Genomic DNA, 23,149 nt, shown 5'->3' with positions numbered 1-23,149 from the left:
GCGCGATCAGTTTGCCGAGGAGGCACGCCGCAGGTCGCGGGCGCGGGTCAGGATAATATCCTCCAGCTTCTGCGTGGTCGCTGCTGCGACCGGCGCCGACACCCACTGGCCGCTGCGGTTCACCTCGCGCAGCGCGGCTACGCGCACCGCGTCGGCGCGCAGATCCTGATCGAGGATCGTCACCGTCACCTTCATGCGCTCGGCCGGGGTCTGCGGGTTGACGTACCAATCGGTCACGATCACGCCGCCATTCGAATCCGTCTGGAGCAGCGGCATGAAGCTCAGCGTGTCGAGCGAGGCGCGCCACAGATAGCTGTTCACCCCGATGGTGGTGATCCGGCTGGCGGCAAGATCGGTCCCCGGCCGCTTCTGGCCACCGCCGCAACCGGCGATGGCAAGGGCAGCGCAGACGACCAGCGCGGAACGCAACGGGCGGAACATGGGCATCGTCCTGATGGAAAAATCGTGACGCTGACCTCTACAGAGCATGGCTAGGCCCCGCAAGTTCGCGCTGCCCTGCCGCGCCGTTCGCCGTCGGCGTAGCCGGGCAGCGCCGAACCAAGCTGTGGAAAGCATGCAACACCTTCACCAAAAGCAACGGAGGGACATGGCGACGTGCGAACGAATCGTGCTACGAGCGTTCCCAAGGGTCGGAGGCATTCAGTGTTCACTGTTCGTGCGCTTATTGGCGGGTCTGTCGTGGCGATTGCCGCGGCGATTGCCGTTGCGCCGGCATCGGGCGCTTCGGAGGTGGACCGCAGCGACGCGCGTCGGCCCACCGCCTCCCGTGTGATGAGCGGCTTTACGCCCGCCGCCGCCGATCCGCGACTCGCCGCCGCATTCGCTCGCAGTGGGCTCGGCACCAGTGAATTCCGCTTCACGCCGTCGGAAAACCGGCAGGGCAATCGCCCGGTGACGGTGGCCGTTCGCGCCCGCTCCACGCAGGTTGCCGATGCCGGCCGTGCCGCGGCCGCTGCGGCACCCACCGTCGGGCTTGTGCCGGTCGCTTACAACCTGGGCGTTGCCGTGGGTTGGAAGCGGTTTGCCGTGTCCGGCGAGATCGCCAAGGTCGACCTGGCAGGCGAGCCGGGCAGCCGCGAGGCGGCGGATCTGGCGGTCAGCTATTCGCTGCCGAAGTTCACCGGCCGCGTGAAGGCTGGGGCGGATCGTGCACTGCCGGGCGCACAGAATCTGGTTGAAGAAGGCCCCAGCTATTCGCTGGATGTTGGTGGCTCCTATTCGCTGACCCGCAACCTCGATCTTACCGCTGGCCTGCGCTACAAGTCTGAGCGTGAGCGGCTGGCCCGCTTCAACGACGATCGTCGCGACAGCCAGGCGGTCTATGTGGGCACCGCCTTCCGCTTCTGATTGCTGGTCGAGGGCGTTAGCCAAGCGCGACGGAGCCAACGCGCTGTCGTCAGCATAGCCAGGCATCGATCGCCGCCCAGCCGGCAAAGCCGCTGAGCCGCCGAAAACGCCGCGCATTCATACCGCCCAGAGCCACGCGGACCATTGGCAGGGTACGCGCAAGGCGAGCGGCCGTGTGAACGCCAAGGAACGCCGCGCCGGGGTGCGATCGCGTGCCGAAGACCGGCGAGACGAAGGCCACATCGGCGCCGACGCGCCGTGCCGCGCGAGCCTCGCGCCAGTCGTGCACGGGCCAGGTCACCAGCCCATGTCCGCGCGCGCCATGCACCCCCATCTCTCCCGCCATCGGCAGCGTGCCGGCCCGCACCAGCACCAGCCCGCGCCGCCGCGCGATCCGCAGCAGCCGCGCAAACAGCCGCTTCCGTTCGGCAGCCGGCGTCGCATGATGGCGAAAAACGATCCCCGCACCGCGCGGTAGCCGCTCCACCGCCTGCCACATCCCCTCGCCCATCCGCTCATCGGTCATCAACCAAACCGTCGGGATGTCGGACTTCTGGACAGGGTGGCGGCGGCTCATGCGCGGTCGTATAGCCCGCCCGATGCACGCCGACGACCGTCTCGCCGCCATTCGCGACCGTATCGCCCGCGCCGCCAAGCTGGCGCGCCGCGACACCGCTGACGTCACGCTGATTGCCGTCTCCAAGACGCATCCGGCCGAGGCGATCGAGCCCTTGCTCGCCGCCGGTCAGCGCGACTTTGGCGAAAACCGCGTGCAGGAGGCGCAGGCGAAATGGCCCGCGCTGAAGGACCCCTACCCCGACGCCCGCCTCCACCTCATCGGTCAGCTGCAATCGAACAAGGCCGCCGATGCGGTGGCGATGGCGGACGCGATCCATGCGGTGGATCGTTCCTCGCTGATCACCGCGCTGGCCAAGGCGATGGACGCGCAAGACCGCCGCCCCACCTGCTTCCTCCAGGTGAACATCGGCGCCGAGGAACAGAAGGGCGGCTGCGCCATCGCCGATCTCCCCGCGCTGATTGCCGAGGCTCGCACGGCCGACCTGCCAGTCGCCGGGCTGATGTGCCTGCCCCCTGCCGATACTGAGGCAGCGCCCTATTTCGCGCTGCTTGCCAAGCTGGCCCGCGACAATGGCATCACCGGCCTCAGCATGGGCATGTCGGACGATTTCGAGACCGCGGTGATGATCGGGGCGACGCACGTGCGCATCGGCTCCGCGCTGTTCGGCGATCGCCCCGTGGTCCGGACCCCCACCGGCTTCAGGAAGCGCGCATGACGTTCGACGCCCTGCTCTTCGATTTCGACGGGGTGCTGATCGAGAGCGAATATCTCGGCAACAAGCACATTGCCGATTTCCTGACCGCGCGCGGCCACGCGATCACGCCCGAGCAATCGATGGCCAATTTCATGGGTCTGTCCGGCCGCGACTTCATCGCCCGTGTCGAGGCGTTCATCGGCGGGCCGCTGCCGGCCGATTGGACCGAAGAGCGCATGGCCGAGAACGACCGCGTGCTCGCCGAAGGCATTGAGGAAGTCGCCGGCGCGGTCGCGTTCGTGCGCGGCCTCCCTGCCGATCTGCCCAAGGCGGTGGTCTCGTCCAGCTCGACCCGCTGGATCCGCACGCACCTCGCGCATCTCGGCCTCACCGACGTCTTTGGCGATCACCTCTATTCGGGCGCCGAGCACGTCACCCGCGGCAAGCCCGCCCCCGATCTCTACCTGTACGGCGCCAAACAGCTCGGCGTTCCCATCGAACGCTGCGCGATTCTCGAGGATTCACCGGTGGGCGCGACCGGCGCGGTGGCGAGCGGGGGGCATGTGATCGGGCTGTGCGCGGGCCAGCATTGCCTGCCCGGCCATGACGCCACGCTGCGCGACATCGGCGTCCACGCCATCGCGCATGATTTCGACGAGGTCCGCAGGCTCCTGAAGCTCTAGAACTGGTGCCCGGTGCGATCGCGTTTGGTCGCCAGATATTGCTCGTTGTGCGGGTTCGTCGGCAGGAAATGCGGCACCCGCTCGGTTACCGTGATCCCGCGCGCCTCCAGTCCAGCAACCTTGTTGGGGTTGTTGGTCAACAGACGGACCTCGCGCTGCCCCAAAAGGTCGAGCATCCGCGCCGCCACCCCGAAATCGCGCGCGTCGATCGCAAAGCCCAGCCGGGTATTCGCGTCGACCGTGTCGAACCCCTGGTCCTGCAACGCATAGGCACGCAGCTTGTTGACCAGCCCGATCCCGCGACCCTCCTGCCGTAAATACAGCAGGATGCCCCATCCCGCCGCCGCAATCGCCTTCAGCGCCGCGTCGAGCTGCGGCCCGCAATCGCATTTTAGGCTGCCGAGCGCGTCACCTGTCAGGCATTCGCTGTGGAGCCGCACCAACGGCGGCCGGCCGTTCGGCGCACCGATCAGCAGCGCGACATGCTCCCCCGGCCCTTCGGGCGTGCGGAAGGCGACGATCTCCGCATCCTCGGCATGCGCCACCGGCAGCCGTGCGCGCGCGGCGATCGTCAGGCGAATGGCATCCTCATGCGCGTCGATGTCAGCCGCCGACAGCATGACCTCGGCCGCGCCATCCGCCAGCACGAAGAACGCCGGCAGCATCCCCGCAATCCGCGCCAGCCGAAGCGCCGCCGCCGCATCCTCGGGCGACAGGACCGGAATCGCGCGAAACGGCCCTTTCATCGGTGTCGCGAGATCAAGCTGCGGATCGGCCAGCGCCGTCGCCATGGCAAAATCCACCCAAGGTGCCCGCTCCACCAGCACCGGCGCATCGGGCACCGCGGCCGCGCGCTGATTGGCCAGTTTCAACGTCTCGGCCCGCCCCGCGGAGAGCAGCACCGGCGCCACCCCTTCGGGATCGAATGCCGCCAGCCGGCGCGGATCGCCCGTCTCGATCGGCAGCAGCGCCAGCGCGCCGATGCGGATCGGCCAGCCGCGCCGCAGCGCGTCGATCGCTCTGGCGGCGTGGCGGGCGTCGGTCAAAAGGCGAACTCCGTCATGATCGGCACATGGTCTGATGGCTTCAGCCAGCTACGGCACGCCTCGAATACCTGGTGCGACTGTGCCGCCGCCGCGACGTCTCCCGTCGCCCACATATGGTCGAGCCGCCGCCCGCGATCGTTCTTGGTCCAATCGGGCGAGCGATAGCTCCACCAGGTGTGCAACCGCGCCGGCGCGGGGTGAAACTGCCGCCCCAGGTCGACCCAGTCGTTCGACGCCTTTAGCCGATCGAGCGCCTCCACCTCGATCGGCGTATGGCTGACCACCTTCAACAGCGCCTTGTGGCTCCACACGTCGCTCGGCAGCGGCGCGATGTTGAAATCGCCGGTCAGGATCGTCGGGACATCGAGCGCCGCGGACCAGTCCGTCATGCGCGCGACGAAATCGAGCTTCTGCCCGAACTTCGCGTTCACCTCGCGGTCGGGCACGTCCCCGCCGGCGGGCACATAGACATTCTCCAGCCGCACGCCGTTGGGCAGCCGCACGCCGATGTGCCGCGCCTCCTGATTGGCCTGCCAGTCGAGCCGGTCGTCCGCGCTGACCGGCACGCGGCTGATGATCGCCACGCCATGGTGCATCCGCTGGCCGTGGATCAGGATGTGCTCGTAGCCGAGCGCGCGAAACATCTCGAACGGGAAATCGGCGTCGATCACCTTGGTTTCCTGCAGGCACAGCACATCGGGCTGCGCCTCGCGCAGGAACTGCTCGACAATGGCGAGGCGGAAGCGAACCGAGTTGATGTTCCAGCTGACGATCTTCACGCGCGGTGACTTAGCGAGCGTATGCTCGCCCCACAACATACCCGTCATCCCGGACGTGATCCGGGGTCCAACGATCCGCGCAAACTGCCGATGGTTGTGGAATAGCTGCCTCTAAAACCCGTCATGCCGGGCTGCTCCCGGCATCCGCCGCGGGGCATATTCGCCGCTTGATGGGTGAAGCTAAGCAATAGTGAGCTTGCCGCCCGCCGCGGCAAAGCCGTGTGCTCGGGCGCCATGCGCCCCACGCAGAAAGGCCCTCGCTCCGGGGGCATGGAGCGAGGGCCAACCTGGCGTTCGTCACGCAGGGGGAAGTGGAGCAAACCGTTCAGGCAACAGGGGGAAAATCCTGAACCGCCCCACATCCGCAATGACTGCCCTACGCCCGTCAACCTGTCGCGCGCATGAACGGGACGGGCAGCAATCGTTCAGTTACGTCGGTTGGTTCGCCGCGGATCGTTCCAGCGGAACGTCCCATCGCTGACCGGCGTGTTAAACCGCTGATTATCAAGCCGGATGGTGGTTCGATTGCCCTGGCTGTCGAGCGTTACCCAGCCTTGCAGCATCAGCCCGCCCGGCGCGGCGCCATCGCGCGCGAAGACCATGGTGATGCGGCCATATTCGGGGTGCTTGGGGTCATAGCCCTCCACCGACAGGATACGGCTGTCGCCGCTCGGCACCACCTTGGCGAATTTCGCGATGTCGCGATCGGGGTTGATCAGCACACCTAGCGGCGAGTTGCTGATCGGCCAGCGCTGCACCTGCCGCACCGAATAATCGATGAACGTCAGCGCCTTGCCGTCACCCACCACCAGGATCGGCACGCCCTTTTCATACTGGAAGCGGATCTTGCCCGGCTTCTTCAGCGTCAGCGTGCCGGTCAGCGTCTTGCCGGCCCGATCGGTCTGCGTGAAATCGGCGGTCATGGTGTTCACCGCGCGCAGGTGGTTCTGCACCTGCGCGAGATCGCCTGATTGCGCCGCCGCCGGCGCCGCAACGACGATCGCGGCGGCAAATGGCACCCAATTCTTCAACATGGCTCTCCCGAAGGACATGGCCGCTACATGGCCGGGCGGGCTTGAACGCGTGGTGAACCCTTCCGGGTTCCCACATCACGCCCTGGCGGCTCAGAACAATGTGCTGAGGCCGATCGTCTCGCCGGTGCCCGTCCAGCCTTCGTAGATCATCTTGAAGGCGACAAAGACGATTACGGCCAGACCGATATAGGCGATCCAGCGATACTTGCCGATCACCCGCGCGATCAGGTTCGCCGCGAGGCCCATCAGCGCCACCGACAGTACCAACCCGACCACCAGGATGCCGGGGTGCTCGCGCGCCGCGCCCGCGACCGCCAGCACGTTGTCGAGGCTCATCGACACGTCGGCGACCGCAACCGCCCAGGCGGCGGCGGCAAAGGAGCGCGCCGGCGCCAGGCCGGATTGCTCGTCACCGTCGATCTCGCTCGATCCCGCATTCCCGTGCGCGTCGACGCGCAACTCGCGCCAGAATTTCCAGCTGACCCACAAAAGCAGCAGGCCGCCGGCAAAGATCAGGCCAACGATCCCCATCAGCCACGTGACGATCAGGGCAAAGAAGATGCGCAACACCAACGCCGCGATGATGCCGATCAGGATCACCTTCTTGCGCTGCTCGGCCGGCAGGCCCGCCGCCAGCGCGCCGACCACCACCGCATTGTCGCCGGCCAGCACCAGATCGATCATCAGCACCTGGCCAAATGCCGCCAGCGCCGCCGGTTCCGACAGGTTGGAGAAGTCGGCGACGATATGCTGCCAGATATCACCCAACGAACCAGGCCCCTGTACGGCGGCGGCAGCTTGGGCAAGCAAGGTAAGGATCAAGATCGCGGCTCCGGGCTGATGGTCCCTGAACGGCCGTTTGCCGCGCAGGTTGCACCGGTCGCGTTATCGGGAAGGAACACGCTGCGCCAGCTTTCCTCGTTCGAAGGCGAAACGAACGAGCCGCTGACACGCAAACGGCGTGGCAAAGCCACGCCGTCGATCGGGTTCGGCTACGCCGACCCGTCGCCCGAGCCGGTCTGAGTCCGGCGGCAGGATGCCGCCGACCAGACGCGGCTATTGGTTCATGCTGGCGAAGAAATCCTCGTTGGTTTTGGAATCCTTCATCTTGCCCAGCAGGAACTCCATCGCATCGACGGTGCCCATCTGCATCAGGATGCGGCGCAGCACCCACATCTTGGAAAGCTTGTCCTTCTCGACCAGCAGCTCTTCCTTGCGGGTGCCGCTCTTCGACACGTCGATCGCCGGGAAGATGCGCTTGTCCGACACCTTGCGGTCGAGCACGATTTCCGCGTTGCCGGTGCCCTTGAACTCCTCGAAGATCACCTCGTCCATGCGGCTGCCGGTGTCGATCAGCGAGGTCGAGATGATGGTCAGACTGCCGCCTTCCTCGATGTTGCGCGCCGCACCGAAGAATCGCTTCGGCCGCTGCAACGCGTTCGCGTCCACACCGCCGGTCAGCACCTTGCCCGAGCTCGGCACCACCGTGTTGTAGGCACGGCCAAGACGGGTGATGTTGTCGAGCAGGATCACCACGTCCTTCTTGTGCTCGACAAGGCGCTTGGCCTTTTCGATCACCATTTCGGCCACCGCGACGTGGCGGGTCGCCGGCTCGTCGAAGGTCGAGGAGACGACCTCGCCGTTCACCGTGCGCTGCATGTCGGTGACTTCCTCGGGCCGCTCGTCGATCAGCAGCACGATCAGGAACACCTCGGGGTGATTGAGCGAGATCGCGCGGGCGATGTTCTGCATCATCACCGTCTTGCCGACGCGCGGCGGCGCGACGATCAGGCAGCGCTGACCCTTGCCGATCGGCGATACCAGGTCGAGCACGCGACCCGTCTTGTCCTTCAGCGTCGGGTCCTCGATCTCCATCTTCAGCCGCTCTTCGGGATAAAGCGGGGTGAGATTGTCGAAGTTCACGCGATGGCGCACGGCGTCGGGATTGTCGAAATTAACGCTCATCAGCTTGGTCAGCGCGAAATAGCGTTCGCCGTCCTTCGGCCCGCGGATCTCGCCTTCCACCGTGTCACCGGTGCGCAGGCCGTGCTTGCGGACCTGGTTGGGCGAGACATAGATGTCGTCGGGGCCGGCGAGATAATTCGCCTCGGGCGAGCGCAGAAAGCCGAAGCCGTCGGGCAGCACCTCGATGGTGCCCTCGCCCATGATCTGCTCGCCCTCTTCGGCCTGCACCTTGAGGATGGCGAACATCAGGTCCTGCTTGCGGAGCGTCGAGGCGCCTTCGACGCCGAGCTCCTCGGCCAGCTGGACCAGTTCGGCCGGGGCTTTCTTCTTGAGATCCTTGAGGTGCATGGTCTTTGTGTCCGATGAAAATCGGTTGGGGGAGAAAGCCCGGTCGGCGGAAAGGGTCGCGCGGCAACGAGGCAAGAGGAGGCAGCGGGCCGGAGAGGCCACACCGAGAGCGGGACGTAAGACCGGGGCAGAGCTTAGTCAAGCGCGGTGCGGATGCCGGCATGGTCGATTGATCATCCCGGGCGCGACCCGGGATGACGCACCGATCGTCACACGGCCATCGTCAAAACGGCTTCACCACCGCCAGGATCACGATGATCGTCACCGCCAGCGCCGGCACCTCGTTCATCATCCTGAGGCCCCGGTTGCTCAGGCTCGCCTGCCCCTTCGCCAGCTTCTTGGAATAGCCGACCGCCCAGCCGTGATAGCCAGAGAGCAGGAACACCACGAGCAGCTTGGCATGCAGCCAGGCCAGCCCCTGGATGCCGGCAAGCAACCCGACGTTCACCGCCAGCGCCAGCCCGATCACCCACACGGCAATCATCGCCGGCGTCATGATGATCCGCCGGAGCTTGCCTTCGCGCGCCACCCAGCGCTCTTCCTCGGCGGGATCGCCCAGGCCTTCCTGGTGATGCACCAGATAGCGCGGGAAGATGAACATGCCCGCCATCCAGAAGATGACGAAGATGATGTGCGCCGCCTTCACCCATAGATAGGCAGCCCCCAGGAAACCGGCACCCATCAGCCCTGCCCTCCGTCTGCCCCGCTGCCTGAGCGAACGCGGGCGATCGCCCGTTCGACATGCGCGATCGGCGTATGCTGGTCGATGCCATGCCCCAGGTTGAAGACATGCGGGCGATCGGGAAACGCCGCCAGGATGCGATCGACCGCATCGTCCAGCGCCGCGCCCCCGGCGATCAGCGCCAGCGGATCGAGATTGCCCTGCACCGGCAATCCCTTCGGCAGCACCGCATCGGCCCAGACCGGGTCCACCGTTTCGTCCAGCCCGATCGCATCGACGCCCGTTTCGCGCGCGTAAAGCGGCAGCTTGCCGCCGGCTCCCTTGGGAAAGCCGATCACCGGCACATGCGGATGGCGCGCCTTCAGCGCCGCCACGATCTTGGCATTGGGCGCGACCACCCAGCGTTCGAACTGTGCCGGCGACAAGGTCCCAGCCCAGCTGTCGAACAATTGCACGGCCTCGACGCCGGCTTCGATCTGGCCGGACAGGTAATCGACGGTCAGCGCGGCGATGGCGTCGATGATCGTGCCGAACGCGCCTGGGTCGCGATAGGCAAGGCCGCGCGTCTCGGCCTGATCCTTCGATCCCTGTCCGGCGACCATGTACGTCGCGACCGTCCATGGCGAGCCGGCGAACCCGAGAAAGGTCGTCGTCGCCGGCAGCATCGCCGCCACCCGCCGCACGGTCGCATAGACCGGGTCGAGCCGCGCCAGGTCGGGCGTGAGTGACTCGAGCGCCGCATCGATCAGCCGCGGTGCCAGACGTGGCCCCTCGCCCGCGCCAAAGGTCAGATCCTGCCCCATCGCCCAGGGCACCATCAGAATGTCGGAAAACAGGATCGCGCCGTCGAAACCGAAACGGCGGATCGGCTGCACCGTCACTTCGGCCGCCGCGTCTGGGTCAGTCGCGAGCGCCAGGAATCCGCCCTTCTCGGCGCGCAGCTCGCGATATTCGGGCAGATACCGCCCGGCCTGCCGCATGAACCACATCGGGGGGCGGGCGCTTTTGTGACCCTTCAGCACGCCCAGCAGAGGTTTTGAATCGATCGGGGCGTCCATACTACTTCTCTAAAGGAAAGAGTCTGATGGTTGTGTGATGTTGTAGGCGCGTTGGTTGCGGGGCTTATGCGTTCATCCCCCGATTGCCAACAGCTTGACCGCCAGCGCGGCGCAGACTCCCGGGGATTCGATTCAACGATCCCCGATTCTCACAGGCTGTGGATAAAATCACGCGGCGTGGACGCAATTGTGGATGACTCATGAGTTTTCCACGGTGCGCGCTGCCGCTTGGCCCCCCGGCCCGGTTACGCTAGCGCCTGTCCCCATGTTATCCACAGGTTCATGCCCATGACGGTGAAGCTGCACCTGCACCTTCTGTCGGACTCCACCGGCGAGACGCTGGAAAACATCGCGAAGGCCGCACTCGCGCAATATGACAATGTCGAAACGGTGCGGCATTTCTGGCCGATGGTGCGCACGGAGGCGCATCTCGATCGCATTCTGCAGGAAATTGCGCAGAATCCCGGGCTGGTGATCTACACGCTGGTGAATGCCGCGACGCGCAGCGCGCTGGAGCAGCGCTGCCATTCGCTCGGCCTGCCGATGGTCGCGCCGCTCGATCCGGTGAACGACGCGCTGTCCGCGCTGCTCGGGCAACAGGCAAAGAACAAGCCCGGGCGCCAGCACGTGCTCGATGCGGCCTATTTCGCCCGCGTCGACGCGATCCAGTTCACCATCGCGCATGACGACGGCGTGTTGTGGGAGGAGTGGGAGGAGGCCGACATCGTTCTTGCCGGCGTGTCGCGCTCGTCCAAGACGCCGACCTCGATCTATCTCGCCAATCGCGGTTTCAAGGTGGCGAACATTCCGATCGTGGTCGAAAGCCCGCCGCCGGAGACGCTGTATTCGCTCCGCAATCCGCTGGTCGTCGGCCTTACCACCAGCCCCGATCGGCTGATCCAGGTACGGCGCAATCGCTTGCTCTCGCTCAACCAGGCGCCCGAGACGGCCTATGTCGATCAGGAGGCGGTGACGCGCGAGCTCGCTTACGCCCGCCGCATGTTCGCCGACAATGGCTGGCCGGTGATTGACGTCACGCGCCGCTCGATCGAGGAAACCGCCGCCGCGGTCATCTCGCTGTTCAACGAGCGTGGCGGCGCGCCGGTGGATATGGAACCATGACCATGCCGCTCAAGCTCATCCTCGCCTCGCAATCCGCCTCGCGCCGCGCGATGCTGGTCGCCGCTGGTGTGCCCTTCACCGCCCAGCCCGCGATGGTGGACGAGGATGCTGCCAAGGCATCGCTCGGCGACATTCCCGCGCGCGATCTCGCCGACGCACTTGCCGAGCTGAAGGCGCTGAAGGTTTCCGCGCGCGAGCCTCAGGCTCTGGTGCTCGGCTCCGACAGCCTGGCCGTGCTGGAGGATGGCACCGTCCTGTCCAAGCCGCGCGACCGCGCGGAGGCGGCGCGGCATCTCGCGATGATGTCGGGCAAGCGCCACGATCTGGTCAGCGCGGCGGTGGTGGCGGAGGGCGGCCGGCCCGTCTGGCGCCAGGTCGACAAGGCCCGCATGTTCGTACGCCCGCTGTCCGACAGCTTCATCGAGGCGTATCTCGATGCCGAATGGCCGGCCATCTCGGGCTGCGTCGGCTGCTACCGGATCGAGGGGCCGGGGGTGCAATTGTTCAGCCGCGTGGAGGGCAGCCAGTTCACCGTCTTGGGCATGCCGCTGCTACCGCTGCTCGGCTATCTGCGCGAGCGCCAGGTGCTGGCGGCGTGAGTGCTGGCGGCGTGACAGGGGAAAAGGTGCCAGCGTCTCAAGTCGTGACTGCGATTGCCGCAACCGATCAGCCGTATGCGGAGGTGATCGGCGATCCGATCAGCCATTCCAAATCGCCGCTGATCCACCGTTTCTGGCTCGAAAAGCTCGGCATCCCCGCCGACTATCGCGCCACGCAGGTGAAGCCCGACGATCTGCCTGCCTTTATCGCGCGGCGCCGCGCCGATCCGAACTGGCGCGGGTGCAACGTCACCATTCCGCACAAGGTCGCGATGCTCGACCTCGTCGATGATCCCGGTGGGGTGCGCGACAGTATCGGTGCGATGAACACCGTGGTGCGCGGCGAGGGTGGGGGGCTGTTCGGCACCAACACCGATGCGGCGGGCTTTTACGGTCCGATCGCCGATCTCGATCTCGCCGGGCAGCCGGTCGCGATCGTCGGTGCCGGCGGCGCCGCGCGCGCGGTGCTTTTCGCGCTGTCGCGCATGAACGTCGGCAAGGTCACCGTCCTGAACCGCTCGCCGCTGAAAGCCGCCGCGCTCCTCGGCCGCTTTGGGCTGAAGGGCGAGGCATTGCCGCTCTCGGCGCGCCTTCCCGAGGCGAAGCTGCTCGTCAACACCAGCGCGCTCGGCATGACGGGGCAGCCGCCGCTCGATCTCGACCTGTTGCCGCTCCCACCCGAGGCGGTGGTGTACGACATCGTCTATGCCCCGCTCCACACGCCCCTGCTCGACGCCGCCGAGGCGCGCGGGCTGGAGACGATCGATGGCCTCGAAATGCTGGTGGGTCAGGCCGCGGCGGCGTTCGAATTGTTCTTCGGCGCACCCGCCCCGCGCGAACACGACGGGGAATTGCGCGAACGGCTGCTCGCCTGAGGGGGGGATAGGACGATGATCAAGCTCGGGCTCACCGGATCGATCGGCATGGGCAAGTCGACCGTCGCCAAGATGTTCGCCGACGAGGGCATCCCCGTGTTCGACGCCGATGCGGAGGTGCACAAGCTCCAGGGCCCCGCCGGCCGCGTGGTCGCCGCGATCGAGGCGCGCTTTCCCGGCACGACCGGGGTAGGGGGCGTGAACCGCACCGCGCTCGCCGAGGCGGTGCTCGGCGACGACACCGCCATGAAGGCGCTGGAGGCGATCGTGCATCCCGCCGTGGGTGAGGAACGCGCCGCCTTTCTTGCGGAACATGCCGCCGCCCCGGTCGTCATATTCGATGTGCCGTTGTTGTTCGAAACCGGTGGCCAGCGCGCCATGGACAAGGTCGTCGTCGTCTCTGCCGCCCCCGATGTGCAGCGCGCCCGCACGCTGCAGCGCCCGGGTATGAGCGAGGCCAAGTTCGACGCGATCCTCGCCCGCCAGGTGCCCGACGCGCAAAAGCGCGCCCAGGCCGATTTCGTCATTCCGACGGACGTGTCGCTTGAGGAAACGCGTGCCCATGTTCGCCGGGTGATCGCTTGCCTCGCGCCCGGCGAAGGTCGATAATCCTGCCGATGCGCGAGATCGTTTTCGATACAGAGACCACCGGCTTCACCTTTGGCGACGATCGCATGGTCGAGATCGGCTGCGTCGAGCTCGTCAACCGCGTCGAGACCGGCCGCACCTTTCACGCTTATTTTCATCCCGAGCGCACCATGCCGCCCGGCGCGTTCGCGATCCACGGCCTGTCGGACGCGTTCCTCGCCGACAAGCCGCTGTTCCACGCCGTGGCGGAGGAGCTGATCGCCTTTGTCGGCGACGCGCCGCTCGTCGCGCACAATGCCTCGTTCGACTTCGGCTTCCTGAATGGCGAGCTCGGCCGCTGCGGGCGCGACGTGATCTGCACCAGCCGCATGGTCGATACGCTGGCGATCGCCAAGCAGCGGCACCCCGGCGCCAAGCTGACGCTCGACGCCTTGTGCTCGCGCTACGGCGTGGATCGTTCGCACCGCGTGCTGCACGGCGCGTTGCTCGACGCGCAACTGCTGGCGCAGGTCTATGTGGAGTTGATGGGCGGCCGCCAGATCGGGCTGTCGCTCGTCAGCGATCTGGTCGTGGAAGAGATACAAGTGGAGGCGGCGGCGCCGCGCATTGCGCGGCCGGCGCGACAATTCGCCGCCACCGCGGAGGAACTAAGCGCGCATGCCGCGTTCATGACACGGGTGAAAAATCCGCTCTGGGGGGCCGAGGCGTCCGGTTGACGCCCAACGCTCCGGCGAACCACGCCGGGCCAGCATATGGAGTAAGAAGTCGATGGATATCCGCATCTCAGGTCACCAGGTCGAGACGGGCGACGCGCTGAAGGATCATGTCGACACCCGGCTGCAGGGCATTGCAGATAAGTATTTCAGCCGCGCGATCTCCGCGCACGTGACCTTCGGCAAGGGGCCGCACGACGCCGGCTTCGGCTGCGACATCATCGTGCACGTGATGCAGGGGCTGGTGCTCAAGGGCCGGCACGACGCACACGACGCGCATCTTGCCTTTGATGGAGCCGCCGAGAAGATCGAAAAGCAGCTGCGCCGCTACATGCGCCGGCTGAAGGATCGCAACGCGGGCGAAGTGCAGGCGCTGGCGGAAAGCGTCGCCTATGACAATTTCGACAACGCCGGCTACACCCTGTTCGCCGAGCGGATGACCGAAGAGGACGAGCCGGCCGACGCCCCGCTCATCATTGCGGAAACCCGCGTCGACATCCCCGACGCGACCGTATCTGACGCCGTGATGATGCTTGATCTGCGCAACACGGCGGCGTTGTTGTTCAAGAATAGCGGGACGGGCGCCTATAACATGGTCTATCGGCGCGGCGACGGGACGATCGGCTGGGTCGAACCGCAGCGCGCGGGGTAAACGCCGAAACGTCATGCCTAGTGATTTGAGTGATCTGCTACACCCCGACCTCATCGCGGTCGGGGTGACTGCCACCAACAAGAAAAACCTGTTTCAGCATCTGGGCGCGATGGCCGCCCAGACGCTCGATCTGGACGGCGGCGAGGTCGGCACGGCGCTGGCCGAGCGCGAGAAACTGGGATCGACCGGCTTCGGCGGCGGGGTCGCCCTGCCGCACGCGCGGATCGCGGGTCTGCCGCGCATCGTCGTCGTGATCGCGCGGCTCATCCAGCCGATCGAGTTCAACGCGGTGGACGATATGCCGGTCGATATCGTCGTGGCGATCCTGTCGCCATCGGGCGCGGGTGCCGATCACCTGAAGGCGCTGGCGCGCGTGTCGCATCGGCTGCGCGACCGCGCCTTCGTCGACAAGCTGCGCGGCGCAGGTTCGCGCGATGCCATCTACGCGCTGCTGACCGCCGACGATACGGACGCCGCCCGTGACGCGGCCTGAAGGCGCCGAGGCGCACCACCGCGCGCTGGAGTCGCTCTATGCCGCCGCGCCGATCAACCAGCTGTTCGCCTCCACGCTGAAGATTCCGGAGCCGGGCGTCGCGCGGATCAGCTTCGAGATCGCGCCCGATCATTTCCACGCCGCCGGCGCCGCGCATGGCACCGCCTATTTCAAGATGCTGGACGATGCGGCCTTCTATGCCTGCAACAGCCTCATCACCGATCGCTTCCTGCTCACCACGCAGTTCAACCTCGTCCTCACCCGTCCGCTGTCCGCCGGCCCGGTGATCGCCGAGGGGCGCTGGATCAGTGGCCAGCGCCGCGTCTTCGTCGGTGACGCGCGGCTGATCGCCGCCGATGGCGAGGAAGTTGCCCGCGGTACCGGCACCTTCATGCGCAGCCGGATCGCGCTGGCTGCGCTCCCCGGTTACCGTCCCGCGTGACCGGACGACTGCCGACTCACCTCCTCGTCGCCGCGCTGCTGCGCCGGGTGAACGACGCCGGCGGCATTGCCGTGGTGCGCGCCCGGGGCGACGGCGATTCCGGCGCTATCCTGGTGCTGCTCGAACAGGATGGGCACATCATCGAGCGCGCGATGGGGCCGGACGGCACCGACATTCTGGTGACCAGCGGGCCGAAGCCGGGCAGCGACGAGTCGCTCGACGATTATTGGAGTCGCCGGCGCCGAAATGATCCCGATTGCTGGGTCGTCGCTCTGGATATCGCAGACGGCAAACGGTTCGCCGCTGAAACGATCCTCCCTTAATTGACTGGATCGATAGGGTATGGCGAAGGCTGGCCCATCGATATTTCGCGTTGTGCCGCGGTGGGTGCGATCCACCATGGTTACGCAGTCGGGGGGGATCCCGGCCGATCGCAGTTCTGAATGAAGAACGCTGGATCGCGTCCGCGTACCCACCGCCTTTGATAGTGAACAATGACGTTTTTCTCGCGGGCTGCGGCCGCCGTAGCCATGACGATCTCTTTCTTCGGCCTGAGTGCGCAGAGCACGGCCGGTCTCGCCGCCGGGGTTGAGCAGATGCTCCCTCAGCCGGCTGTCGCGGTCACCACCCCGACCACCTTCGATAATAATGAACTCGCCGCGGGCGATATTGTTGCATATCCGACGCTTGCGGCCGCTGTCGCTGCCCAGTCGACGCACGATGGCGACGACGAGGCGATCCAGTGCCTGGCCGGCGCGATCTATTACGAGTCCAAGGGTGAGCCGCTCTCTGGCCAGCTCGCCGTGGCGGACGTGATCATCAATCGTTCCAAGTCGGGTCGCTTCCCATCCGATATCTGCGACGTGGTGTTGCAGCGCGGTCAGTTCGGCTTTGTGCGCGGTGGCCGTATCCCGAACATCAACGAGGACAGCCGCTCCTATCGCACCGCCGTCGCGGTGGCGAAGGTCGCACTGGCCGAGGCATGGGACGGCGAGGCTGACCGTGCGCTCTATTTCAACCGCGGCCGTGCGCCCGCTTCGGGCCTGACCCGCGTCGCGACAATCGGCAACCACATCTTCTGGCGCTGATCCGATCGGCGACGCCTGCCACCCCGCGCGTCGTTATCTTTTCATTGTTCCCGGATTGTTCTAGGAAGCGGGCGTGCTGACCACGCCCGCTTCTTGCGTCGACGATCCGTCTTCCCCGCTGTGCGCCGCCGATGTCGCGCGCGGCGTCACTCGGCTGCTGCTGCGGCATGAGCTTGTCGCCATGCCCGAGGTGCCGCTGGACGGCGGCCGCCGGGTCGACCTGATGGCGATCGATGCGCGCGGCCAGATCACCATCGTCGAGATTAAGGTGTCGCGCGCCGATCTGCTCGGCGACAACAAGTGGCAGGATTATCTGCCGCATTGCGACCGCTTCTTCTGGGCGGTGCCCGCCGGGTTCGATCACGGCCCGATCGCCAGCCAAGCCTTTCTGCCCGAACGCACCGGCCTTATCGTGGCGGACCGCTATGATGCGGCGGTGGTGCGCGAGGCGCGCACCGACGCGATGAACACCCACGCCCGCAAGAAATGCACGCTGGCCTTTGCCCGCCGCGCCGCGCGCCGCCTGATCGCGGTGTCCGATCCGGATGCCGTGCAGGGCTGGTAGGTGCGGCTTTACGCTACGGCTTTCGTGCCCCTGACCGTTTTGTCATTTGCGTCGCGCCGCGCGGGCAGGCAGGAAGCCCGCACGGCGGGAGGATGCCATGACGGCGACGGTCGAGGAACGGGACGCTAGCGACGCGCAGCACGGGCGCGGTCGCCTCGTCGCCCGTGAGCGGCTGGACATCCTGTTCGACCAGGGCAGCCTGAAGGACGCCGAGCCGGCCGGTGACGGCGTCATCACCGCGCACGGCACGATTCGCGGGCGCCCGGTGATGGCGTTCAGCCAGGATGTGACGACCGGCGATGGAATCATTGCCCCCGCTCACGTCGAAAAGATCGGCCGCCTCATCGACCAGGCGGTCGCCGCACGCACGCCGATCGTTGGCCTTTACGATTCGCCCGGCGCCGCCCTCGACACCGGCCTCACCGGATTGCGAGCACAGGCCACGCTGATGCGCCAACAGGCCGAAGCGCGCGGCAAGATCCCGCAGGTTGCGCTGGTGTTCGCCGAAACGGTCGGTGCAGCCGCGCTGTCGCCGGCGCTCGCCGACGTCACCTTCATGCTCCAGGCCGATGCTGCCCTGCTGCTCGCCGGCAGCGAAGTGCTGCGCGACGCCACCGGCGAACTCGCCAGCACCGCTATGCTGGGCGGCGCGACGCTGCATGCAACGCAGACCGGCATGGCCGACGGCGTGTTCGGCGACGAGATCGAGCTGCTGTTCGCCGCGCGCGTGCTGCTCGACCTGCTGCCCGATCCGCGCGCCGCGCCACGTGTCCCGTCAGACGCCGACGATCGCCTCGCACCGGCGCTCGACACCTTGGTCCCGCTCGACGCCGCGACCCCCTATGACATGCACGAGCTCGCCCGCACGATCGTGGATGAGCGCGACCTGATCGCGCTGCAGCCCGATCACGCGCCCAATCTGATCTGCGCCCTCGGCCGCGTCGGCGGCCACCCAGTCGGCATTCTCGCGAACCAGCCGCTCGTGCTGGGCGGCGCGCTCGACACTGCCGCTACGCGCAAGGCGGTCCGCTTCGTGCAGCTCTGCACCCGGCTCGGCCTGCCGCTTGTCACGCTGATCGACACGCCCGGTTTCCTCCCCACCCGCGCCGAAGCAGGGCAGGGGATCGTCCGCGAAGCCGCCATGCTCCTCGCTGCTTTTGCCGAACTGCCTACCCGCCGCGTCACGATCGTCACCCGTCGGGCTTTCGGCGCAGCCTGGGCGGTGCTCGCGCCACCATCCGGCGGTCGCGCCACCTGCTATGCCTGGCCGAGCGCGCAGACCGCCGCGATGGGCGGTGATGCCGCCGCAGACCGCCTGTTCGCCCCGGCCGAGGACCAGAAAAAGCGTGACTATGCCGCTTGCATCGCTGATCCCACCCATGCCGTCGCCGCCGGCCTGGTCCGCGCGGTGATCCGCCCTGCCGCCACCCGGCAGGTGATCGCCGCCGCGCTTCGCCAGGCAGCAGATGCCCAAGAATTCGGCAGCACGCTGCCAAACACCTTCTCCAATCGGAGCGGGACATAAGAGGGAGAGACACCGAAATGGCCGATTACGAAACCATCCTCACCGAGAAGAAGGGCGACGTCCTCGTCATCACGCTGAACCGGCCCGAGCGGCTGAACGCCGCGTCGATCCAGCTGGCCGAGGACCTGACGGTCGCCTTGTACGATCTGCAGGGCGCACGCGCCGTGCTGCTGACGGGCGCCGGCCGCGCCTTTTGCTCGGGCGCCGATCTTCAGGCACGCGGCGGCGGCGACACGCGCATCAAGGGCGGCGACACCAGCCACCGCGCGCTGATGAATTTCTACAACCCGCTGATGAGTCAGATCATGAACCTTCCGGTTCCGGTGGTGACGGCGGTGAATGGCCCGGCGGCGGGCGTCGGTTGCTCGATGGGGCTGTCGGGCGACTTCGTGTTCGCCGGCAAAAACGCCTATTTCCTTCAGGCGTTCGTCAACATCGGCCTGGTGCCCGACGGCGGCTCCACCTGGCTGCTCGCCAAGACGATCGGCAAGGCCCGCGCCACGCAGATGATGATGCTGGGTGAGCGGATCGGCGCCGAGCAGGCCGAGCAATGGGGCCTCATCTACAAGGCGGTCGATGACGACAAGCTGATGGACGAGGCACTTGCGCTCGCCACGCGCCTTGCCGCCGGGCCGACGGTCGCACTGTCGGCGATGCGCAAGAACATCCAGGTCGCGCTCGACGGCACGTTCGATCAGGTGCTGCGCGCCGAGGCGGAGGGCCAGCGGCTCGCCGGCGGATCAGAGGATTCGCGCGAAGGCGGCCTCAGCTTCCTCGAAAAGCGTAAGCCTGCGTTCAAGGGCCGCTGATCATCCTTCTTGCGTCCCGGTGCGTTGGTGCCGGGACGCAAGAAAAGGAGATCCCATGATCAGGCTTCCGGCAATCGCGCTCTCGCTGGCGCTTCTCGCACCGATCCCAGCCGCCAGTGCGCAGACCCAGGCGGACATGAATGCGCAGGCCGCGCAGGAGCTGCGCCGCGCCGATGCCGCGCTCAACGCGCAATGGAAACAGACCTACGCCGGCATGAAGCAACGCGACGCGCAGGATCATACGCGCGGCGGCGGCTTCGGCTATGCGGCGGCAACGCTTGCCAGCCAGCGCGCTTGGTTGCAGTTCCGCGATCGGCAATGCGTGATCGAAGGCGGGGAGTTCGCCGGCGGCTCGTTGCAGCCGTTCGCGCGCGCGCAATGCCTGGCACGGCTCACGCGTGAGCGGACCAAGCAGTTAAAGGATCTCATGTGGACGCGGTAAGCCGCAATGACTGGTCGCGAGAGGACATCGCGGCGCTGTTCGATCTTCCCTTCGACGAGCTGATGTGGCGTGCGCAGGGCGTGCACCGCGCGCACCATGCGGTAGGCGAGGTGCAATTGTGCACGCTGCTGTCGATCAAGACCGGCGGCTGTCCGGAGGATTGCGGCTATTGCTCGCAATCAGCCCGCGCCGAAACGGGCGTCAAGGCGACCAAGCTGATGGACGTGCGCGCCGTGCTGCAGCGCGCGGCCGAAGCGCGCGACGCCGGCAGCCAGCGTTTCTGCATGGGCGCCGCGTGGCGCAATCCCAAGGATCGCGACATGGACGCGATCATCGCCATGATCGAAGGCGTGCGATCGATGGGCATGGAAACCTGCATGACGCTGGGCATGCTCACGCCATCGCAGGCGCAGCGGCTCGCCGGCGCGGGGCTCGATTACTACAATCATAACATCGACACCTCGCCCGAGCGTTACGGCGACGTGATCACGACGCGCTCGTTCGATGAGCGGCTCGAAACGCTCGAGCATGTCCGCTCCGCCGGGATCAACGTGTGCTGCGGCGGGATCGTCGGCATGGGCGAGACGCGCGCGGATCGCGTCGGCTTCGTCCATGCGCTCGCCACCTTGCCGCGCCACCCCGAAAGCGTGCCGGTGAATGCGCTGGTGCCGGTAAAGGGCACCGTCCTCGGCGACATGCTTGCCGATACGCCGCTCGCCAAGATCGACGACATCGAGTTCGTCCGCACCGTTGCGGTGGCGCGGATCACCATGCCTTTGAGCATGGTGCGCCTCTCCGCCGGGCGCGAGTCGATGAGCGAGGCGACGCAGGCGTTGTGCTTCATGGCCGGCGCCAATTCGATCTTCACCGGCGACAAGCTGCTCACCGCCGGCAATCGCGGCGACAGCGCGGACGCGACGCTCTTCGCCAAGCTCGGCCTGAAGCCGATGGCCGCCGAAGAGCCGATGCGCGCGTGCGAGGTCGCGGCGTAACGCGCGGCTCCGCCGTCTCGGCCGGATAGAACGATGTTCGCCAAGATCCTGATCGCCAATCGCGGTGAGATCGCCTGCCGCATCATCCGCACCGCGCGGGCGATGGGCATCGCCACGGTGGCGGTGTATTCCGATGCCGACGCGCGCGCACCGCACGCCGCGATGGCGGACGAGGCGGTGCGGATCGGCCCGGCGGCGGCGCGCGACAGCTATCTCGACGCCGATCGCATCCTCGCCGCCGCCCGCGCGACCGGCGCCGATGCGATTCACCCCGGCTATGGCTTCCTGTCGGAGCGCGCCGCCTTCGCGGAGGCGTGCGCCGACGCCGGCATCGCCTTCATCGGCCCACCGCCCGCCGCGATCGCCGCCATGGGCGACAAGATCGCCTCCAAGGAGCTGGCCCGCGCCGCCGGCGTGAACGTGGTGCCCGGCCACCCGCACGCGATCGAAGACCTAGCGGAGGCGGCGGAAGTCGCCGCGCGCATCGGCTATCCGGTGATGATCAAGGCCTCGGCCGGCGGCGGCGGCAAGGGAATGCGGCTGGCGCAGGACGAGCGCGAGGTCCGGGCCCACTTCGACGCCGTCCGCCGCGAGGCGCTGGCGAGCTTCGGCGACGATCGCATCCTGATCGAGCGGTTCATCGCCCAGCCCCGCCACATCGAGATTCAGGTGCTCGGCGACCAGCACGGCACCATCCTCCACCTCGGCGAGCGCGAATGTTCGATCCAGCGCCGCCACCAGAAGGTGGTGGAGGAAGCGCCATCGCCCTTCGTCACGCCCGCCATGCGCCAGGCGATGGGCGACCAAGCGATCGCGCTCGCCCGCGCAGTCGGCTATCACAGCGTCGGCACGGTGGAGCTGATCGTCTCGGGCGCTGATCCGAGCGGCGAAAGCTTCTACTTCCTCGAAATGAACACCCGGCTTCAGGTCGAGCATCCGGTGACCGAGGCGATCACCGGGCTCGATCTGGTCGAGCAGATGATTCGCGTCGCTGCAGGCGAACGGCTCGGCTTTGCGCAAGCCGACGTGCGGCTGAACGGCTGGGCGATCGAAACCCGCCTCTACGCCGAGGATCCCTATCGCGATTTCCTACCCAGCACCGGACGATTGGTGCGCTACCAGGCGCCAGCTCAGACCGAAGGGCAGGGCGCCCACGTCCGCGTCGATGATGGCGTTGCCGAGGGCGGCGAGGTCAGCCGCTTCTACGATCCCATGATCGCCAAGCTGATCACCTGGGCGCCCACTCGCGATGCGGCCGCAATCGCGCAGGTCGACGCGCTCGACCGCTTCGTTATCGAGGGTCCCGCCACCAACCGCGATTTCCTGGCCGCCCTGATGCAGCACCCGCGCTTCCGCCGCGGCGATCTCACCACCGGCTTCATCGCGGAGGAATTTGCCGATGGGTTCGCCGGCGCCCCCGCCGCGCCCGATCTGCTGCGCGGCCTCGCCGGCCTTGCGGTGCTGTTGACGCAGGCACGCGATCCCGGCGCCGAACGCAGCAACTGGACGGTTCGGATCGGCGCACAGGCGTTCGCGGTTGATCGCGCCGACGACACGCTCACGATCGACGGCACACCGCTCGCCCTTTCGCTGCACCGTGCTCGCGGCAATGCACCGATGGAGCTGACGATCGATGGCGAGCCCGTGATGGTGCAGGCGGACCGCACGCTCACCGGCCACGTCTTCCACACTCGCGGCGCCCGGCACGCTGTCCGTGTGCTGCCGCGGCGCATTGCGGATTACGCCTGCCACCTGAAGCCGCCCGCCACCGCAAGCGACGAAAAGACGATCGCCGCGCCCATGCCCGGCCTGCTGATGCGATTGGAAGTACGCGCAGGCGACACGATCGCGGCCGGCCAGACACTCGCGGTGATCGAGGCGATGAAGATGGAAAACGCGCTCCATGCCACCACCGACGGCATCGTCGACGCCGTCCATGTCGCCGCCGGTGACAGCGTAATCGTCGATCAGCGGCTCATCACCCTCCGCTAGGGTGCGACAAATCGC

At 67.0% G+C, this 23,149-nt stretch carries 29 protein-coding genes; 20 read left to right on the top strand and 9 right to left on the bottom strand.

The window, feature by feature from the left end; genetic code table 11:
* Positions 1-6 precede the first annotated feature (6 nt).
* Positions 7-441, bottom strand: coding sequence for a DUF3576 domain-containing protein (locus tag SPDO_RS10180; RefSeq protein WP_088367352.1), 435 nt, complete (start codon positions 439-441; stop codon positions 7-9).
* A gap of 222 nt (positions 442-663) precedes the next feature.
* Between SPDO_RS10180 and SPDO_RS10175 the strand changes: the two genes are divergently transcribed.
* Positions 664-1,368 carry a hypothetical protein gene (locus SPDO_RS10175; protein ID WP_245829370.1) on the top strand — a complete coding sequence of 235 codons (705 nt, stop codon included), beginning with the start codon at positions 664-666 and terminating at the stop codon, positions 1,366-1,368.
* Between the two features lie 49 nt (positions 1,369-1,417).
* Here the strand turns inward: SPDO_RS10175 and SPDO_RS10170 are convergent, their stop codons facing one another.
* Entirely contained in the window at positions 1,418-1,945 is a 528-nt protein-coding gene (locus SPDO_RS10170) for a thiamine phosphate synthase (protein WP_245829368.1), read from the bottom strand.
* Between the two features lie 22 nt (positions 1,946-1,967).
* Here SPDO_RS10170 and SPDO_RS10165 point away from each other — a divergent pair, with 22 nt between their 5' ends.
* Together SPDO_RS10165 and SPDO_RS10160 are read left to right on the top strand one after the other, a co-directional pair.
* The gene (locus tag SPDO_RS10165) at positions 1,968-2,663 is read left to right on the top strand and encodes a YggS family pyridoxal phosphate-dependent enzyme (protein ID WP_088367351.1); all 696 of its coding nucleotides are present in this window, start codon (positions 1,968-1,970) and stop codon (positions 2,661-2,663) included.
* Complete coding sequence (locus tag SPDO_RS10160; RefSeq protein ID WP_088367350.1) at positions 2,660-3,325, top strand: HAD family hydrolase; 666 nt, start codon at positions 2,660-2,662, stop codon at positions 3,323-3,325. The genes SPDO_RS10165 and SPDO_RS10160 overlap by 4 nt, the downstream gene beginning before the upstream one ends.
* On the opposite strand, the gene ribA is transcribed toward SPDO_RS10160, so the two are convergent.
* The 4 genes from ribA to SPDO_RS10140 all read right to left on the bottom strand — a co-directional run bounded on the left by ribA (position 3,322) and on the right by SPDO_RS10140 (position 7,003).
* Complete coding sequence (gene ribA / locus SPDO_RS10155; RefSeq protein WP_088367349.1) at positions 3,322-4,371, bottom strand: GTP cyclohydrolase II; 1,050 nt, start codon at positions 4,369-4,371, stop codon at positions 3,322-3,324. The two genes, SPDO_RS10160 and ribA, sit on opposite strands and share 4 nt — an antisense overlap.
* Positions 4,368-5,198 (bottom strand): exodeoxyribonuclease III, encoded by an 831-nt coding sequence (locus tag SPDO_RS10150; protein WP_245829366.1) that lies wholly within the window; start codon positions 5,196-5,198, stop codon positions 4,368-4,370. The genes ribA and SPDO_RS10150 overlap by 4 nt, the downstream gene beginning before the upstream one ends.
* A gap of 377 nt (positions 5,199-5,575) precedes the next feature.
* Positions 5,576-6,184, bottom strand: a complete 609-nt coding sequence (locus tag SPDO_RS10145; RefSeq protein ID WP_245829364.1) for a LolA family protein — start codon at positions 6,182-6,184, stop codon at positions 5,576-5,578.
* Between the two features lie 90 nt (positions 6,185-6,274).
* The gene (locus SPDO_RS10140) at positions 6,275-7,003 is read right to left on the bottom strand and encodes a TerC family protein (protein ID WP_088367501.1); all 729 of its coding nucleotides are present in this window, start codon (positions 7,001-7,003) and stop codon (positions 6,275-6,277) included.
* Here SPDO_RS10140 and SPDO_RS10135 point away from each other — a divergent pair.
* The gene (locus SPDO_RS10135; RefSeq protein ID WP_169716250.1) at positions 6,932-7,207 is read left to right on the top strand and encodes a hypothetical protein; all 276 of its coding nucleotides are present in this window, start codon (positions 6,932-6,934) and stop codon (positions 7,205-7,207) included. The two genes, SPDO_RS10140 and SPDO_RS10135, sit on opposite strands and share 72 nt — an antisense overlap.
* A gap of 33 nt (positions 7,208-7,240) precedes the next feature.
* On the opposite strand, the gene rho is transcribed toward SPDO_RS10135, so the two are convergent.
* The 3 genes from rho to hemE all read right to left on the bottom strand — a co-directional run bounded on the left by rho (position 7,241) and on the right by hemE (position 10,237).
* On the bottom strand, positions 7,241-8,497 hold the full coding sequence (gene rho / locus SPDO_RS10130; RefSeq protein WP_088367346.1) for a transcription termination factor Rho: 1,257 nt from the start codon (positions 8,495-8,497) through the stop codon (positions 7,241-7,243).
* 223 nt (positions 8,498-8,720) lie between these two features.
* Positions 8,721-9,179 carry a CopD family protein gene (locus tag SPDO_RS10125; RefSeq protein WP_088367345.1) on the bottom strand — a complete coding sequence of 153 codons (459 nt, stop codon included), beginning with the start codon at positions 9,177-9,179 and terminating at the stop codon, positions 8,721-8,723.
* Positions 9,179-10,237, bottom strand: coding sequence for a uroporphyrinogen decarboxylase (gene hemE, locus SPDO_RS10120; RefSeq protein WP_088367344.1), 1,059 nt, complete (start codon positions 10,235-10,237; stop codon positions 9,179-9,181). The genes SPDO_RS10125 and hemE overlap by 1 nt, the downstream gene beginning before the upstream one ends.
* Before the next feature lie 288 nt (positions 10,238-10,525).
* On the opposite strand from hemE, the gene SPDO_RS10115 reads away from it, so the two are divergent.
* The 16 genes from SPDO_RS10115 to SPDO_RS10040 all read left to right on the top strand — a co-directional run bounded on the left by SPDO_RS10115 (position 10,526) and on the right by SPDO_RS10040 (position 23,134).
* Entirely contained in the window at positions 10,526-11,359 is an 834-nt protein-coding gene (locus SPDO_RS10115; protein ID WP_088367343.1) for a pyruvate, water dikinase regulatory protein, read from the top strand.
* The gene (locus tag SPDO_RS10110) at positions 11,356-11,958 is read left to right on the top strand and encodes a Maf family protein (RefSeq protein WP_281252573.1); all 603 of its coding nucleotides are present in this window, start codon (positions 11,356-11,358) and stop codon (positions 11,956-11,958) included. The genes SPDO_RS10115 and SPDO_RS10110 overlap by 4 nt, the downstream gene beginning before the upstream one ends.
* Before the next feature lie 44 nt (positions 11,959-12,002).
* Positions 12,003-12,833, top strand: a complete 831-nt coding sequence (aroE, locus tag SPDO_RS10105) for a shikimate dehydrogenase (protein WP_245829362.1) — start codon at positions 12,003-12,005, stop codon at positions 12,831-12,833.
* Positions 12,834-12,848: 15 nt separating this feature from the next.
* On the top strand, positions 12,849-13,442 hold the full coding sequence (coaE, locus tag SPDO_RS10100; RefSeq protein ID WP_088367342.1) for a dephospho-CoA kinase: 594 nt from the start codon (positions 12,849-12,851) through the stop codon (positions 13,440-13,442).
* Positions 13,443-13,450: 8 nt separating this feature from the next.
* Positions 13,451-14,137, top strand: a complete 687-nt coding sequence (dnaQ, locus tag SPDO_RS10095) for a DNA polymerase III subunit epsilon (RefSeq protein ID WP_088367341.1) — start codon at positions 13,451-13,453, stop codon at positions 14,135-14,137.
* A gap of 52 nt (positions 14,138-14,189) precedes the next feature.
* Positions 14,190-14,786, top strand: a complete 597-nt coding sequence (gene hpf, locus SPDO_RS10090) for a ribosome hibernation-promoting factor, HPF/YfiA family (RefSeq protein WP_088367340.1) — start codon at positions 14,190-14,192, stop codon at positions 14,784-14,786.
* A 13-nt stretch (positions 14,787-14,799) separates the two neighbouring features.
* Positions 14,800-15,279 carry a PTS sugar transporter subunit IIA gene (locus SPDO_RS10085; protein ID WP_088367339.1) on the top strand — a complete coding sequence of 160 codons (480 nt, stop codon included), beginning with the start codon at positions 14,800-14,802 and terminating at the stop codon, positions 15,277-15,279.
* A complete protein-coding gene (locus SPDO_RS10080) occupies positions 15,266-15,721 on the top strand; it encodes a PaaI family thioesterase (protein ID WP_088367338.1) in 456 nt (151 codons plus the stop codon). Before SPDO_RS10085 ends, SPDO_RS10080 begins: the two co-directional genes overlap by 14 nt.
* Positions 15,718-16,044: a DUF1491 family protein gene (locus SPDO_RS10075; protein WP_088367337.1), complete on the top strand. Its 327-nt coding sequence runs from the start codon at positions 15,718-15,720 to the stop codon at positions 16,042-16,044. Before SPDO_RS10080 ends, SPDO_RS10075 begins: the two co-directional genes overlap by 4 nt.
* A gap of 207 nt (positions 16,045-16,251) precedes the next feature.
* Complete coding sequence (locus SPDO_RS10070) at positions 16,252-16,809, top strand: cell wall hydrolase (protein ID WP_245829360.1); 558 nt, start codon at positions 16,252-16,254, stop codon at positions 16,807-16,809.
* 73 nt (positions 16,810-16,882) lie between these two features.
* Positions 16,883-17,374: an MmcB family DNA repair protein gene (locus SPDO_RS10065; RefSeq protein WP_088367335.1), complete on the top strand. Its 492-nt coding sequence runs from the start codon at positions 16,883-16,885 to the stop codon at positions 17,372-17,374.
* Positions 17,375-17,471: 97 nt separating this feature from the next.
* Positions 17,472-18,899 (top strand): carboxyl transferase domain-containing protein, encoded by a 1,428-nt coding sequence (locus tag SPDO_RS10060; protein ID WP_088367334.1) that lies wholly within the window; start codon positions 17,472-17,474, stop codon positions 18,897-18,899.
* Between the two features lie 17 nt (positions 18,900-18,916).
* Positions 18,917-19,708: an enoyl-CoA hydratase-related protein gene (locus tag SPDO_RS10055; RefSeq protein ID WP_088367333.1), complete on the top strand. Its 792-nt coding sequence runs from the start codon at positions 18,917-18,919 to the stop codon at positions 19,706-19,708.
* A 55-nt stretch (positions 19,709-19,763) separates the two neighbouring features.
* Positions 19,764-20,150 carry a lysozyme inhibitor LprI family protein gene (locus SPDO_RS10050; RefSeq protein WP_088367332.1) on the top strand — a complete coding sequence of 129 codons (387 nt, stop codon included), beginning with the start codon at positions 19,764-19,766 and terminating at the stop codon, positions 20,148-20,150.
* Entirely contained in the window at positions 20,138-21,142 is a 1,005-nt protein-coding gene (gene bioB / locus SPDO_RS10045) for a biotin synthase BioB (protein ID WP_088367331.1), read from the top strand. The genes SPDO_RS10050 and bioB overlap by 13 nt, the downstream gene beginning before the upstream one ends.
* A gap of 33 nt (positions 21,143-21,175) precedes the next feature.
* A complete protein-coding gene (locus SPDO_RS10040) occupies positions 21,176-23,134 on the top strand; it encodes an ATP-binding protein (protein ID WP_088367330.1) in 1,959 nt (652 codons plus the stop codon).
* Positions 23,135-23,149: the final 15 nt, after the last annotated feature.

The sequence above is a fragment of the Sphingomonas dokdonensis genome (genome assembly GCF_002197685.1).
GTDB classification, from domain to species: domain Bacteria; phylum Pseudomonadota; class Alphaproteobacteria; order Sphingomonadales; family Sphingomonadaceae; genus Sphingomonas; species Sphingomonas dokdonensis.
This window is presented reverse-complemented; position numbering and strand designations above follow the sequence as displayed.

Bases quoted from the DNA above. Each gene is read 5' to 3' on its own strand.
- SPDO_RS10180 (WP_088367352.1), bottom strand. From the start codon at position 441: ATGTTCCGCCCGTTGCGTTCCGCGCTGGTCGTCTGCGCTGCCCTTGCC.
- SPDO_RS10170 (WP_245829368.1), bottom strand. From the start codon at position 1,945: ATGAGCCGCCGCCACCCTGTCCAGAAGTCCGACATCCCGACGGTTTGG.
- SPDO_RS10165 (WP_088367351.1), top strand. From the start codon at position 1,968: ATGCACGCCGACGACCGTCTCGCCGCCATTCGCGACCGTATCGCCCGC.
- SPDO_RS10160 (WP_088367350.1), top strand. From the start codon at position 2,660: ATGACGTTCGACGCCCTGCTCTTCGATTTCGACGGGGTGCTGATCGAG.
- SPDO_RS10150 (WP_245829366.1), bottom strand. From the start codon at position 5,198: ATGACGGGTATGTTGTGGGGCGAGCATACGCTCGCTAAGTCACCGCGC.
- SPDO_RS10145 (WP_245829364.1), bottom strand. From the start codon at position 6,184: ATGTTGAAGAATTGGGTGCCATTTGCCGCCGCGATCGTCGTTGCGGCG.
- SPDO_RS10135 (WP_169716250.1), top strand. From the start codon at position 6,932: ATGCTGCCAGATATCACCCAACGAACCAGGCCCCTGTACGGCGGCGGC.
- rho (WP_088367346.1), bottom strand. From the start codon at position 8,497: ATGCACCTCAAGGATCTCAAGAAGAAAGCCCCGGCCGAACTGGTCCAG.
- SPDO_RS10125 (WP_088367345.1), bottom strand. From the start codon at position 9,179: ATGGGTGCCGGTTTCCTGGGGGCTGCCTATCTATGGGTGAAGGCGGCG.
- hemE (WP_088367344.1), bottom strand. From the start codon at position 10,237: ATGGACGCCCCGATCGATTCAAAACCTCTGCTGGGCGTGCTGAAGGGT.
- SPDO_RS10115 (WP_088367343.1), top strand. From the start codon at position 10,526: ATGACGGTGAAGCTGCACCTGCACCTTCTGTCGGACTCCACCGGCGAG.
- SPDO_RS10110 (WP_281252573.1), top strand. From the start codon at position 11,356: ATGACCATGCCGCTCAAGCTCATCCTCGCCTCGCAATCCGCCTCGCGC.
- coaE (WP_088367342.1), top strand. From the start codon at position 12,849: ATGATCAAGCTCGGGCTCACCGGATCGATCGGCATGGGCAAGTCGACC.
- dnaQ (WP_088367341.1), top strand. From the start codon at position 13,451: ATGCGCGAGATCGTTTTCGATACAGAGACCACCGGCTTCACCTTTGGC.
- hpf (WP_088367340.1), top strand. From the start codon at position 14,190: ATGGATATCCGCATCTCAGGTCACCAGGTCGAGACGGGCGACGCGCTG.
- SPDO_RS10085 (WP_088367339.1), top strand. From the start codon at position 14,800: ATGCCTAGTGATTTGAGTGATCTGCTACACCCCGACCTCATCGCGGTC.
- SPDO_RS10070 (WP_245829360.1), top strand. From the start codon at position 16,252: ATGACGATCTCTTTCTTCGGCCTGAGTGCGCAGAGCACGGCCGGTCTC.
- SPDO_RS10060 (WP_088367334.1), top strand. From the start codon at position 17,472: ATGACGGCGACGGTCGAGGAACGGGACGCTAGCGACGCGCAGCACGGG.
- SPDO_RS10055 (WP_088367333.1), top strand. From the start codon at position 18,917: ATGGCCGATTACGAAACCATCCTCACCGAGAAGAAGGGCGACGTCCTC.
- SPDO_RS10050 (WP_088367332.1), top strand. From the start codon at position 19,764: ATGATCAGGCTTCCGGCAATCGCGCTCTCGCTGGCGCTTCTCGCACCG.
- SPDO_RS10040 (WP_088367330.1), top strand. From the start codon at position 21,176: ATGTTCGCCAAGATCCTGATCGCCAATCGCGGTGAGATCGCCTGCCGC.